The following is a 12616-nucleotide window of genomic DNA, read 5'->3' as shown; positions in this document are numbered from 1 at the left end:
GGACCACTCCCCCGGCGTGTCAGGGCCGCTTGGTAGAACCGTGAGGTCGGCTCCCGACGGCGGAGCCGGCTTCGCGACGACCAGGAGCCCCCATGCCCCACCTGTCCAGCGACGTCCAGGCGTTCGAGTCCCGCGCCACCGACGCCGACCTCGACGACCTGCGCGCGCGGCTCGCCGCGGCACGGCTGCCGGAGCCGGAGACGGTCCGCCGCCCCGCGCCCGACCCGCGCCGGTGGGACCAGGGGGTCCCCCTGGCCGACCTCGTGGACGTCGTCGACCACTGGCGCACCGGGTACGACTGGCGGGCGTTCGAGAGGCGCCTCGAGGAGATCGGCCAGTTCCGCACGACCGTCGACGGCCTGGGCATCCACTTCCTGCACCGCCGGTCCCCGCGCGCGGACGCCACGCCGCTGATCCTGACCCACGGCTGGCCGGGCAGCGTCGCCGAGTTCGTCGACGTGGTGGACGAGCTGGCCGATCCGACGGACCCCGGCGCGCCGGCGTTCCACGTCGTCGTCCCGTCCCTGCCCGGTTTCGGCTACAGCGACAGGCCGGCCGTCACCGGATGGGGCGTCGAGAAGACCGCGGCCGCGTGGGTGGAGCTGATGGGACGGCTCGGCTACGACGAGTTCCTCGCCCACGGCGGGGACTGGGGCGGCAACGTCACCGCGGTCCTCGGCGGGAGGTTCCCCGCGCACGTGCTCGGCATCCACACCACGCTCGCCCTGGCACCGCCCGGGATGACGACGGACGGCCTGACGGCGCAGGAGCGCCGGCACGCCGAGGAGACCCGTGACTTCTGGCTCCACCACCGGTCGTACGCGACGCAGCAGGCGACCCGGCCGCAGACCATCGGGTACTCGCTCGTCGACTCGCCCGTCGGCCTGCTCGCCTGGATCCTCGACAAGTTCGCCGAGTGGTCCGACACCGAGGACAGCCCGTTCGAGACGATCTCGCGGGACCGGATCCTCGACGACGTCACCCTGTACTGGCTGACCCGGACCGGCGCCTCGGCCGCCCGCATCTACGCCGAGAGCCCCGGCTCCCTGGACCCCGACCTGCGGGTGGACGTCCCCTGCGCCCTCACCATGTATCCCGGCGACATCGAGTCGCGTACCCCGCGCGCCTGGGCGGAGCAGCGCTACCGGCGGATCGTCCGGTGGACCGAGCCCGAGCGCGGCGGGCACTTCCCGTCGCTGGAGGTCCCCGACTTCTTCGTCAAGGACCTGCGCGCCGGCCTCGCGGCCGTGCTGGCCGCGAGCAGATGAGTGCGGACGAGCCGGTCCGGGCAGCACCAATGCCAACAGCGACTCGGCCACCCGTCACCTCATGGCAGCGCCCGGAGTCCTGGGCACCGGGGTGTCCAGAAAGAGGGTCAGTGCGCTGATACGCGCTCCGTGCGTCGGGTCGGTTACATCACTCATTGCGTGATCGCCTGGTCTTCGAAATGCAGCTGGTTCATCAGCGCAGCCGATATGGCGGTCGGGTCGGAATCTCGTCGGGTGCTTGCGCCTTCTCCAGGTCACCTCGCCACGATCGCCGCCACCAGACGTTGCGATGATCGCGGAACCACGTTGCGCAGACTATGTCCGTATCCGAAGTGGGCGGGGTGTGGCCGGTCGACCCCAGGTGCATCGTGGCGGTCGTCGATGGGCCATTTGCAGGTGGCAGTACCGGCGACCTAACAACCTGGACGACCGTCTCCGACGGCACTGAGAGAACGTGAACCGTGAGATCCCACACGGGCATGGTGCTGTTGTTGACGACCGCCAGGTCCACCGCTTCGTCAGGAACGTGCGGAGTCCTCCAGGCAACGACGAGCCTTGCTTGGTCCATCTCCGCCTCGGTTTTGGCGAGCCTGTAGGTGCGCCATGCAGGGACGACTGCCAGCGCGGCTGCGACTAGCGCCAGTACGGCCGCAATCGCAGCCACCCACGTCGGAACGTCACCCCAGTCCATTCGGGCAGATTACGGCGACGGCCGCTCGGATGCAGGGACGCGTCGGACACCCACCGGCGGGGCGCCGAATGCGTACACAGGGGTAACTCGCGTTTCCGTTCGTGGCCCTATGACCCGCGGGACTAACCGCTCCATGGGTCATTTCGTTGTGGCGGACGAGCCGGTCTGTACGCCGGGTTCTGTTCCCGCGCCCGGTTACCCGGGCGCGGGCGACGGTCATCCATCTAGGCCCTGCGTTGCCGCAGGGCTCGAGCGGTCTACCCGACTGTGCTTCTCCGAAGAGAATCGGGCGGGCAACCCTCAAACACAATCTGTCTGACCTTGCTCCAGGTGGGGTTTACCGAGCCACGACCGTCACCGGCCGCGCTGGTGGTCTCTTACACCACCGTTTCACCCTCACCGCCACCGGTTGCCCGGCGACGGCGGTCTGTTTTCTGTGGCACTGTCCCGCGGGTCACCCCGGGTGGCCGTTAGCCACCACCTCGCCCTTCGGAGCCCGGACGTTCCTCGGCGACGGCGCCCGAGGGCACCGCCGACGCGACCGTCCGACCGACTCGTCCGCGTCGCACAGTCTATGCGCCGTCGAGCCGGTCGGACGCCCTCTCACGCCGGCAGGGTCAGACGTCGACCTTGTAGCTCAGCGACAGCTCGTCGCCGGAGCGGCCGCGGATCCCCCAGCTCTCGGCGGGCGACTCGATGACGACCAGCTCGACGTCGTCCGTCGCGACGCCCAGGGCGGGCGCGACGTCGTCGTACACGCGCCGGATCAGCTCGCGCTTGGCCTCCCGCGTGCGCCCGGCGAACGCCACGATCTCGATCATGAGGTACTCGTCCGAGCGGGGTGCGACCAGGTCGCCGTCGTCCAGCAGCAGGAACCGGTGGAACCGCTTGTCCTCGGGGATCCGCCAGGCACCGACCAGCGCCGCGTGCAGCGCGTCGGAGACCTCCGTGCGCCGCTGACCCCACACCCGTCGGTTGCCGTAGATCTTCACCTGGACCATGCCCGGCGACGCTAGCGGTGACGGACCGCACTGTCACCGGCAGGTCCGGCTGCCGAGACCCGCCCGGCGCGGTCATAGGGTGTCCGGGTGCTGATCTGCCTGCCGCCCTCCGAGGGCAAGACCCCCGCGCCCGAGGGTGCCGCCCCGGTCGACCTGGCCCGCCTCACGGCGGCGGCGCACCTCACCGACCAGCGCCGCGCGGTGCTCGACGCGCTCGCCGCCGCGAGCGCCCGGCCGGACGCGACCGGCCTCCTGGGCGTGGGCGCGTCGCTCGGCGACGAGGTCGCGCGCAACACCGACCTCAAGGCCGCGCCGACGGCGCCCGCCGCCCAGGTCTACACCGGCGTGCTGTACGCCGCGGCCGGCCTCGCGGACCTGCCCGGCGACGCGGCCCGCCGCGCCGCCGACGACGTCCGCGTCTTCTCGGGCCTGTGGGGCGCCGTCTCCCCCGCCGACCGCATCCCGGCGTACCGCCTCTCGATGGGCGTCGACCTGCCCGGTGTCGGCAAGCTCGCCACCGCGTGGCGGTCGCACCTGTCCGCCGCCCTCGACGCGCGTGCCACGGGCGACGTCGTCGTCGACTGCCGCTCGGCCGCCTACCTCGCCGCGTGGAAGCCGGCCACGACCGGCGACGCGGCCGCCGACTGGGTGGCCGTCCGCGTGGTGCGCGAGACGGACGGGAAGCGCGCCGTCGTCTCGCACAACGCCAAGCACACGCGCGGCGTGCTCGCGGGCCACCTGCTGCGCCGCTCCGGCCCGGCGCCCACCAGCGCCGCGGAGCTGCTCGACGCCGCCCGCGAGCTCGACGGTCAGGTCATCGGCACGGAGGTCGGGACGGGCCTGTCGTACCGGATGGTCGAGGCCACCCTGCACGACGCCGCCACCCGGCGCGGCCCGCGCACCCTCGAGGTCGTCATCGCCTGACGGGCGGGTCGTCGGACACCCGGCGACACTGGCCGCATGGCCTACGACGAGGTCCTCGCCGCGCGCGTGCGCGACGCCGTCGCCGAGCGCGCGGAGTTCACCGAGCAGAAGATGTTCGGCGGGCTGGCGTTCATGGTGCACACGCACATGGCCGTCGGGATCACCCGCGACGAGCTCATGGTGCGCGTCGGCACGGACGGCTACGACGCGGCTCTCGCAGACGGGGCGCACGAGCTGCGCATGGGCGAACGCGTGATGCGCGGGACGGTCGGGGTGGCGGCGTCGGTCACCGCCGACGAGGACGCGCTGCACCACTGGGTGGCCCGCGGTGTCGACCTCGCCCTGGCCACCCCTCCCCAGCCGCCCCGGCCCACCAGGGCGAAGGGGTAGGCGGCGCGGCACGCGGGCTCAGGCGTCGGTCGGAAAACCGGCCGCGGTGACCTCCGCGAGCGCAGGCTCGCCGTCCTCCCCGAGGCCGAAGCGCAGCACGGTGAGCGAGCAGGGAGGCACGCGCAGCAGCCGCCACGACGACGCGGGCGCACCGAGCGAACGCCCCGCCAGGGCGCGGATCGTCACGGTGTGCGCGACGACGACGGTCGCCGCGCCCGGGTCCGTCGCGGTGACGACGTCCCGCAGCCCGGCCCACGCCCGCTCGCCCACGTCCTCGTACGACTCGCCGCCGGGCGCCCGGTCGGTGCCCGTCGTGGCCCAGGCGGCGAACTCGTCGGGCCAGCCGGCGGCGATGGCGTCGGGGGTGAGGCCCTCCCAGTCACCGAACACGCACTCGGCGAACCGGTCGTCCGGGCGCACGTGCTGGCCGGTGCGCCGCCCGACCGCCGCGGCGGTCTCGAGCGTGCGCACGAGGGGCGAGGCGACGAGGGCACCCGCGCGCGGCAGGTCCGGCCACAGGTCCTTGCCGAGGCGGAAGACGGCGTCCGCGGCGCGCGCCGCCTGGGTGCGTCCCCGCGTCGTCAGCGACGGCCCGGGGACGCCGCCGCCCGAGTAGGCGCGCGCCTCGGTCAGCTCCGTCACGCCGTGCCGGACGAGCACGACGGTGCGCAGGGTGGTGCCCGCCCCGGTGCCCGCCGCCGGGCTCGCTCCGGACGGTCGGGTCATCAGGCCGCGGCGCCGTCGTCCGCCGGGCGCACGAGGATGCGGCCGCACTCCTCGCACCGCACGACCTGCTCGGGCGGGGCCGCCTTGACCGCGGCGAGGTCGCGGGGGTTGAGGTCGAGGCGGCAGCCCTCGCACCGGCCGCCGCGCAGCGCCGCGGCGCCGACACCACCGAGCTGGGCGCGCAGCTTGTCGTACAGGGCGACCAGGCCAGCGTCGAGCCCGGCCGCGGTCGCCTCGCGCTCCGCCTTGACCTTCGACCCGGTCGCGTTGATCTCGGCCCAGGCCTCGTCCCGCTCGGCGGTGGCCTTCGCCTTCGCGGCCTCGAGCTCGGCGTGCGCCGACTCCACCTCGGCCAGCGAGCCCTGGTGCGCCTCCAGGCGCTCCATGACCTCGATCTCGGCGTCCTCGAGGACCGACTGGCGGCGGGCCAGGGACTCGAGCTCGCTCACCAGGGCCTGGGAGTCCTTCGCCGACAGGGCGCCGGAGTCGAGCTTCTGCTGGTCGCGCTCGGCCCGGGTGCGCACCTGGGCGACGTCGGACTCCGCCTTGGCGAGCTCACGCTCGAGGTCGGCCACGGCGGTGCGCGAGTCGACGAGCGACGTGTGCAGGTCACCGATGCGGCCGTCGAGCTCGGCGATGGTCGCCAGCGCCGGGTGGTTGCGGCGCTGGTGGACGAGCTGCTGCAGCCGGGTGTCGAGGGCCTGGACCTCGAGCAGTCGGCGCTGGTCCTCGGGGGGTGCAGTGGCCACGGGCGGGTCCTCTCGCAGTGATTCAGCTGGTGGGGCGGTCGGTCTCGCGCACGGTGCTCGGCACCCGCGCGGTCCACGGGTCGGTGCCGATCGTGCTCACCCTCGTGGTCACCGTACCTTCTCCGGAACCGTCTCCGGTCCCCCCTCCGGCCCGCTCCCCGAGCCGCGCCAGGACGTCGTCGGCGGCGTACGCGAGCCACGGCCACTCGCTCGCGAAGTGGGCCACGTCCACGAGGAACGGCGTCGCCGTGCCGCCGGGTCCCGCCTCGAAGTCCGCCCGCTCCCGCAGCTCCGAGGCGGGGTGGTGGCGCAGGTCGGCGGTCACGTAGACGTCGACGGCGGCGGCTCGGACCGCGTCGAACAGCGAGTCCCCGGAGCCGCCCACCACGGCGGCGGTCGCGACCGGGGCGTCGAGGTCGCCGGCGACGCGCACGCCCTGCGCCGTCGCCGGCAGCACGGCCGCGACGCGCTCGGCGAACGCACCGAGCGTCGTGGGCTCGGCGAGCCGCCCGACCCGGCCGATCCCCCGCACGACCCCGTCGCCGTCGTCCCCGACGACGAGGGGGCTCCGGTCGGTGATGCCGACGAGGTCCGCGAGCGCGTCCGCGACGCCGCGCGGGGCGGCGTCGGCGTTGGTGTGCGCGACGTACAGGCCGCAGCCCGCGGTGAGCAGCCGGTGCACGACGTCGCCCTTGAACGTCGTCGCCGCCACCGAGTGCACGGGCCGCAGGAACAGGGGGTGATGGGTGACGAGCAGGTCCGCGCCCCAGGCGATCGCCTCGTCGACCACCGCGGCCACGGGGTCCACGGCGAACAGGATCTTGCGCACCGGCGCCGCCGGGTCGCCCACCACCAGGCCGACGGCGTCCCAGCCCTCCGCCGTCGACGGCGGGTAGAGGTCCTCGAGGGCGGCGACGACGTCGCGCAGCCTCGGAGGGTTCGCGGGGGTGCGCGGTGCGGTGCTGTCTCCGGTACCGGTGGTCATGGCCCGACCCTAAAGCCGGGGCCGGTCACTTGGCGTCGGCGTAGGAGTCGACCGCCGCGACGGTCAGCGGGAAGTCGACCGGGAAGTCCCCGAACAGCAGGCGGCCCGCTTCCTCGGCGGCCGCGCGCACCTCGGCCGCGACCACGTCGGCGAGCTCCCGCGGGGCGTGCACCACCACCTCGTCGTGCAGGAAGAACGCCAGGTGCGGGCGGTCGGCGAACGGGGCGGGGGCCAGGCCGGGCCGCGCTCCCCCGGCGGCGCCGAGCGCCCAGAGGCGGCGGCGGATCGAGGCCAGCCAGCACAGCGCCCACTCCGCCGCGGTGCCCTGCACCACGAAGTTACGGGTGAACCGCCCCCACGACCGGGTCGCCGACCGGGCGCGCGCCGCGGCGTCGGCCCCCGCGTCGTCGGCGAACGCCCCCGCCTGCGCCTCGTCCCAGGCGGAGCCGGGGGCGGGGGACGACCGGCCGAGCCACGTCGTCACGACGCCGCCGCGCTCCCCCGTGCGGGCCGCCTCCTCCACCAGCGCGATCGCCCGCGGGTACTCCCGGCCCAGCCGCGGCAGCACCTGGGCGCTCGCCCCCGTGGTGCCGCCGTACATCGCGCCGAGCATGCCCACCTTGGCCAGCTCCCGCGTCGGCACCGCCCCGGACGCGACGATGCCGGCATACAGGTCGCCGGCGCGGCCCGCCGTCGCCATCGCCTCGTCGCCCGCCATGCCCGCCAGGACGCGCGGCTCGAGCTGGGCGACGTCCGCCACGACGAGGCACCAGCCCGGGTCGGCGACCACCGCGCGCCGCACGCCCTTCGGGAGCTGCAGCGCCCCACCACCGGTGGAGGCCCAGCGTCCGGTCACCACGCCGCCCACCACGTACTCGGTGCGGAACCTCCCGTCGGTCACCCACTCGTCGAGCCAGTGCCAGCCGTTGGCGGTGAGCAGCCGGTAGAGGTTCTTGTACTCCAGCAGCGGCGGGACGACCGGGTGGTCGATCGTCGAGAGCTCCCACTTGCGCAGGCTGCGCGCCCCGACACCCGCGTACTGCATCGCCTTGAGCAGGTCGGGGTGCGAGTCGGGGTTGAGGGACGGCGGCGCGTCGAGGGCCGCCCGGATCTGCCGGGCGAGCTCCTCGAGCCGCGCGGGTCGCTGCCCCTCGGGCGGCCGGGGGCCCAGCGCCTCGGTGAGGACGGCGTCGTGCACGTCGGCGCGCCACGGCAGCCCGGCGTGGTGCATCTCGGCCGCGACCAGAGCACCCGCCGACTCCCCCGCCGCGAGCAGCCGCAGCCGCCCGGGCGCCGTCGAGCCGCGCACCGCGTCCTCCTGCCGCCGCAGCTCCGCCACGGGGTCGACCGCCTCGCCCCCCTGCGGGGCCGGGGCCGACGGCGCGGGTGCCGCGAGGTCGAAGAGCGCCTCGCCCTGCGGCGCGCGGCGGGCGCCCACCGGCGCCGCCGCGCCCGCCGGCGTCGGGGTCATCGTGTCCCACGCGCCGGCCGGCGACCCCGCGAGCTCCGAGCCCGCGGTCGCCGTGGAGTGCCGCAGGACGCGGTGCACGAGGCGCAGGTCGTGCGACCGCTCCACGCGGACGCCCGCCCGCAGCAGTCCGAGGTACCAGCGGTTCGTGTCGTCCCACGTCCAGCGCGGCACGACGCCCCCCTTGCGCGCGCCGTCCTCCGCGTCCGCCACGAGCGCGGGCAGGTCCGCGGCGGGCACGGCACGCTGCGTACCGTCGTGCACGCGGACCGTGCCGCCGGGCTCTCGGGTCAGGACGACGTGCACGAGGCCATCCTGCCGTCCCCCACCGACGCTCAGGCAGGTCGGGCCGCGAGCGCCCGGGCGTCGTCCAGCCGCGCGAGCTCGTGGTCGGTCAGCACGGGAACGGCACGACGCCGCGCGACCGCCTCGCCCAGGTGGTCGCGGTAGCCGGGCCCGGTCCGGGCGTCGGTCCAGTCGATCACCACGGGCCCGCGCGCGGCCAGCACCACGTTCGACGGGTGCAGGTCGAGGTGCAGGAGGGGCCCGTCCGGCCAGGGCAGGGCGTGCAGGCGCGCGTGCAGCGACGCGAGGAGGGCTCCCGCCTCGCCCGCGTCGCGGCGGCCCGCCAGCAGCTCGTCCGCCAGCGTGGGGCCGGCCAGCCGCTCGAGCAGCATGCCGGGGCCGTCGACCCCGAGCACGGCGGGCGCCGGGTACCCCGCGTCGACGACGGCGGCGAGCAGGGTGGCGTCCGGTGCGCGGGACGGCCGTCGCGGTAGCGGCGCAGCACCCGGTGGTCGTCCAGGGCGAAGACGTCGGCGTCGCGACCCGCGGCGATCAGCTCCAACGCGCCAGCGTGGCAGAGGTGTGCGACCACCGGCACCGGCATCTCGCCGCGCGACGAGCGCGCCGATGTGGTGCGCTGGCCCAGGTCGGAGTCCCCGGCCGGCCGGGCCCGCAGCCCGCAGCCCGCACCCCGCACGAGGAGGACCGCATGACGACCGAGCAGCCCGTCGAGACCGTCGACGTCGTGGTGATCGGCACGGGTCCGGGCGGGGAGGACGCGACCGGTCGGCTGGCCCGCGCAGGGCTCGACGTCGTCGCGGTCGAGGCGCGGCTGGTCGGCGGCGAGTGCCCCTACTTCGGCTGCATCCCGACCAAGATGATGGTGCGCGCGTCGGACGCGCTCGCGGAGGCCCGCCGGGCGGGCACGCTGGCCGGGCGGGTCGACGTCGTGCCGGACTGGGCGCCCGTCGCCGCGCGCGTCCGCGACGAGGCGACCGTCGACTGGGACGACACCGCCGCCGTCGAGCGGCTGGAGAAGGCGGGCGCGCGCGTCGTGCGCGGCCGTGGGCGCCTGGCCGGACCGGGCGAGGTCGTCGTGGCGACGGCCGACGGCGAGCGCCGCTTCCGCGCGACGCGCGGCGTCCTGCTCAACCCGGGCACCGAGCCGGCCGTGCCGCCGGTGGAGGGCCTGGCCGACACCCCCTACTGGACCAACCGCGACGCCGTGCGCGCGACCGAGGCGCCGGCGTCGCTCACCGTGCTGGGCGGCGGCGCCATCGGCTGCGAGCTGGCGCAGGTCTTCGCCCGGTTCGGCACCGCCGTGGAGGTCGTCGAGGCGGGCCCGCGCCTGCTGGCGCCCGACGAGCCCGAGGCGAGCACGCTCCTGGCCGGCCGCTTCGCCGCCGAGGGCATCGGGGTGCGCACCGATGCCAAGGTGTCGTCGGTCTCGCACGACGGCGGCGGGTTCACCCTGACCCTGGGCGACGGCACGCAGCTCGTCTCCGAGCGGCTGCTGGTGGCTGCGGGCCGCCGTACCGACCTGCGGGCGCTCGGCGTCGCGACGGTCGGCATCGACGACACGGGCCGCACGATCCCGGTCGACGACCGGCTGCGCGCGGCGGACGGCGTCTGGGTGATCGGGGACGTCACCGGCAAGGGGGCGTTCACCCACGTGTCGATGTACCAGGCGCGCATCGCGGTCGCGGACATCCTCGCGGCCGGGGGCGACAGCGGAAACGGCGGGGACGCCGGCGGCGAGGAGCGTGCCGACTACCGCGCCGTCCCGCACGTGACGTTCACCGACCCGGAGATCGGCGGCGTCGGGCTCACGGAGGCCGCCGCCCGCGACGCCGGGACAACGGTCCGCACGGGTCTCACCGACCTCGCCGCGTCGTCGCGCGGGTTCGTGCACGGTCCCGGCAACGAGGGCCTGATCAAGCTGGTCGTGGACGCCGACGCCGGCGTGCTGGTCGGCGCGACCGCCGCCGGGCCGGCGGGCGGCGAGATCCTCGCGGTCCTCACCCTCGCCGTGCAGGCCCGGGTGCCCGTCTCCGAGCTGCGGCACATGATCTACGCCTACCCGACGTTCCACCGGGCGATCGAGAGCGCGCTGGCCGACCTCCAGGAGGCGTGACCGGGCACACTGCAGTACGAGTGACCACCACCTATCCTGTGATGGCCCATGACTGAAATGACCGAGTTCGCCGCCGCCCCGACGCCCTCCCCCGCAGGCCTCCGCATCGACGCCCCGCACTCGCCGCGGTGCCCGGCATGACGCCGAACGACCCGGCCGACGAGCCGACGGCCGGGCACGTCGTGCTCGGCGGAAAGTACGTGCTGGGAGACATCCTCGGCACGGGAGGCACGTACACCGTCTACGAGGCCACCCGCCTGCCCGGCGAGTCCGACGAGCCCGGTGACGAGACCGGCGACGAGACCGGCGACGAGACCGGCGACGAGACCGGCGACGAGACCGGTGAAGGGTCCGGCGAAGGGTCCGGCGACGCGCCGGCGCTCCTCGTCAAGGTGCTCCACCCGCACCTGGTCGACGACGAGGCGGCACGGGCCAGCCTCGCCCGCGAGGTCGCGGCGTCGGACCTGATGGACCACCCGGGCGTCGCGAAGGTCCTCGACACCGGGGAGGACGAGGTCGCGGGCGCGAACGTCCCCTGGCTCCTCATGCGTCGCCTGCCCGGCACCCCCCTGTCGGAGCTGGCGGGCGGCACCGGCGTGCCCTGGCCGGTGGCGCTCTCGGTGGTCGGCGGGCTGCTGGAAGGGATCGCGGCGGTGCACGAGGCGGGGCTGGTGCACCGCGACGTCGGCCCGCGCAACGTCGTGGTCGACCAGCACGACGACGGCAGCATGACGGTCGGCCTGCTGGACCTCGGCCTCACCGCGCCCGGCGGCGGCGACGGCGAAGGTGAGCGCGTCGCCGGCTCGGCGTCGTACATGTCCCCCGAGCAGGCACAGGGCCGGCCCCTCGACGGGCGCAGCGACCTGTACTCGGTCGGGGCCCTCGCCTACTTCGCCCTCACGGGGCACCCCCCGTACGAGCGCGCCCGGCCGGGCGACGTCCTGCTGGCCCACGTCGGGGCGCCCGTGCCCGCGCCGTCGGCCCGCCGCGCCGCCGTGCCGTCCGCCGTGGACCGGTTCGTGGCCCGCGCGATGGCGAAGAACCCGGCCCGGCGGTTCGCGACCGCGGGTGCGATGAGCGAGACGGTCGCCACCCTGCTCGCCGGGGCGCCCCGCGTGGCCGTCCCCCACCCCGACGCGGGACCCGAGACCCCGGAGCCGGACGGCGACCAGACCATGACGATGGGCCAGATCGCCGCCCAGGACCCGCACCGGACGGCGGCGATCGGCGCCGCAGGTCTCGCCGCCGCCGCGGCAGCCGCCGCCGAGGCGGAGCTCCAGCGCACCCGGATGCTCGGGGCCGTCGACGCGACCGAGCCCCAGGCACCTCTCCCGGACGACGGCGAACCGACCGAGCCCCTCCCCGACTCCGGGGAGGCGCCCACCGAGGTGCTGGGCGGGCCGCCGGCCGAGCCGCCCGCGGACACCCCCGTCGCCGGGGTGCCCGCCGCCGGGGAGCCCGAGCCGTCCCGCCGGCGTCGGATCCTCCTGATCGTCGTGGCCGCGCTCCTGGTGGCCGCCCTCGGCGCCGGCGCCTTCTGGTTCTTCCGCGACGCCGACGGCGGCTCCCCGGTCGCGCCGGTCACGCACAGCCCGTCGCCGTCGCCCACGCCGTCGCGCACGCCGACCACGACCGCCCCGACGACCCAGGCCCCGGACGAGCCGACGTCGCGCCCCGACCGGACGTCGACGCCCACCCCGACCGGCACGCCCACGCCCAGCGTGACGCCGTCGGAGACCTCGACCCCCACCCCCACGTCGACCCCCACGCCGACCGACGAGCCGACCTCGACCCCCACCCCGACCGACGAGCCGACCTCGACGCCGACACCGACGGACGAGCCGACGGAGCCCGACCCGGACCCGACCGACGAGGAGACCACTCCTCCGGCGGAACCCGACCCCACCGACGGTCCCGTCGACGACGCCGGCGGGTCCACCTCGACCCCTGCCCCCTGATCGCGCCGGCGCTCCCAGGAACCGCATAGCCGCGCGC

The 12616-nt window shown here is 75.6% G+C and carries 11 protein-coding genes and 1 other RNA gene; 5 read left to right on the top strand and 7 right to left on the bottom strand.

Translation table 11 applies throughout. The features are described 5' to 3' along the window. The first annotated feature begins 92 nt into the window (after window positions 1–92). Entirely contained in the window at window positions 93–1268 is a 1176-nt protein-coding gene (locus ACFQ8Y_RS13545) for an epoxide hydrolase family protein (RefSeq protein ID WP_430585774.1), read from the top strand. 843 nt (window positions 1269–2111) lie between these two features. Here the strand turns inward: ACFQ8Y_RS13545 and rnpB are convergent. Then, window positions 2112–2516: RNase P RNA component class A (gene rnpB / locus ACFQ8Y_RS13540), an RNA gene on the bottom strand. 60 nt (window positions 2517–2576) lie between these two features. Beyond that, window positions 2577–2960 carry a tautomerase family protein gene (locus ACFQ8Y_RS13535; RefSeq protein ID WP_430585773.1) on the bottom strand — a complete coding sequence of 128 codons (384 nt, stop codon included), beginning with the start codon at window positions 2958–2960 and terminating at the stop codon, window positions 2577–2579. A gap of 87 nt (window positions 2961–3047) precedes the next feature. Between ACFQ8Y_RS13535 and ACFQ8Y_RS13530 the strand changes: the two genes are divergently transcribed. Then, entirely contained in the window at window positions 3048–3884 is an 837-nt protein-coding gene (locus tag ACFQ8Y_RS13530) for a YaaA family protein (protein WP_430585772.1), read from the top strand. Between the two features lie 36 nt (window positions 3885–3920). After that, complete coding sequence (locus tag ACFQ8Y_RS13525; RefSeq protein WP_430585771.1) at window positions 3921–4274, top strand: TfoX/Sxy family protein; 354 nt, start codon at window positions 3921–3923, stop codon at window positions 4272–4274. An 18-nt stretch (window positions 4275–4292) separates the two neighbouring features. On the opposite strand, the gene ACFQ8Y_RS13520 is transcribed toward ACFQ8Y_RS13525, so the two are convergent. Genes ACFQ8Y_RS13520 through ACFQ8Y_RS13500 form a run of 5 tightly spaced genes read right to left on the bottom strand, consistent with a single transcriptional unit; the run spans window position 4293 to window position 8903 of the window. Next, window positions 4293–5000 carry a histidine phosphatase family protein gene (locus tag ACFQ8Y_RS13520; RefSeq protein WP_430549995.1) on the bottom strand — a complete coding sequence of 236 codons (708 nt, stop codon included), beginning with the start codon at window positions 4998–5000 and terminating at the stop codon, window positions 4293–4295. Further along, window positions 5000–5749 (bottom strand): zinc ribbon domain-containing protein, encoded by a 750-nt coding sequence (locus ACFQ8Y_RS13515; protein WP_430549996.1) that lies wholly within the window; start codon window positions 5747–5749, stop codon window positions 5000–5002. Before ACFQ8Y_RS13515 ends, ACFQ8Y_RS13520 begins: the two co-directional genes overlap by 1 nt. Before the next feature lie 22 nt (window positions 5750–5771). After that, window positions 5772–6734 carry a Nif3-like dinuclear metal center hexameric protein gene (locus ACFQ8Y_RS13510; RefSeq protein WP_430549997.1) on the bottom strand — a complete coding sequence of 321 codons (963 nt, stop codon included), beginning with the start codon at window positions 6732–6734 and terminating at the stop codon, window positions 5772–5774. Window positions 6735–6759: 25 nt separating this feature from the next. Beyond that, complete coding sequence (locus ACFQ8Y_RS13505; protein ID WP_430585770.1) at window positions 6760–8508, bottom strand: bifunctional 3'-5' exonuclease/DNA polymerase; 1749 nt, start codon at window positions 8506–8508, stop codon at window positions 6760–6762. Window positions 8509–8537: 29 nt separating this feature from the next. Beyond that, complete coding sequence (locus ACFQ8Y_RS13500) at window positions 8538–8903, bottom strand: phosphotransferase (RefSeq protein ID WP_430585769.1); 366 nt, start codon at window positions 8901–8903, stop codon at window positions 8538–8540. A gap of 293 nt (window positions 8904–9196) precedes the next feature. On the opposite strand from ACFQ8Y_RS13500, the gene ACFQ8Y_RS13495 reads away from it, so the two are divergent. Both ACFQ8Y_RS13495 and ACFQ8Y_RS13490 read left to right on the top strand, forming a co-directional pair. Beyond that, window positions 9197–10621, top strand: coding sequence for a dihydrolipoyl dehydrogenase family protein (locus tag ACFQ8Y_RS13495; RefSeq protein ID WP_430585768.1), 1425 nt, complete (start codon window positions 9197–9199; stop codon window positions 10619–10621). Between the two features lie 137 nt (window positions 10622–10758). Next, window positions 10759–12579, top strand: coding sequence for a protein kinase (locus tag ACFQ8Y_RS13490; protein WP_430585767.1), 1821 nt, complete (start codon window positions 10759–10761; stop codon window positions 12577–12579). The last annotated feature ends 37 nt before the right edge of the window (window positions 12580–12616 follow it).

It is taken from the genome of Isoptericola sp. NPDC056605 (assembly GCF_042792795.1).
GTDB lineage: Bacteria > Actinomycetota > Actinomycetes > Actinomycetales > Cellulomonadaceae > Isoptericola.
Note: the sequence above shows the minus strand (reverse complement) of the source record. Positions and strands in the feature narration are given on the sequence as shown.

What these genes read in the sequence shown, in the direction of transcription:
- ACFQ8Y_RS13545 (WP_430585774.1), top strand. Translation starts at nt 93, where the DNA reads ATGCCCCACCTGTCCAGCGACGTCCAGGCGTTCGAGTCCCGCGCCACC.
- ACFQ8Y_RS13535 (WP_430585773.1), bottom strand. Translation starts at nt 2,960, where the DNA reads ATGGTCCAGGTGAAGATCTACGGCAACCGACGGGTGTGGGGTCAGCGG.
- ACFQ8Y_RS13525 (WP_430585771.1), top strand. Translation starts at nt 3,921, where the DNA reads ATGGCCTACGACGAGGTCCTCGCCGCGCGCGTGCGCGACGCCGTCGCC.
- ACFQ8Y_RS13520 (WP_430549995.1), bottom strand. Translation starts at nt 5,000, where the DNA reads ATGACCCGACCGTCCGGAGCGAGCCCGGCGGCGGGCACCGGGGCGGGC.
- ACFQ8Y_RS13510 (WP_430549997.1), bottom strand. Translation starts at nt 6,734, where the DNA reads ATGACCACCGGTACCGGAGACAGCACCGCACCGCGCACCCCCGCGAAC.
- ACFQ8Y_RS13495 (WP_430585768.1), top strand. Translation starts at nt 9,197, where the DNA reads ATGACGACCGAGCAGCCCGTCGAGACCGTCGACGTCGTGGTGATCGGC.
- ACFQ8Y_RS13490 (WP_430585767.1), top strand. Translation starts at nt 10,759, where the DNA reads ATGACGCCGAACGACCCGGCCGACGAGCCGACGGCCGGGCACGTCGTG.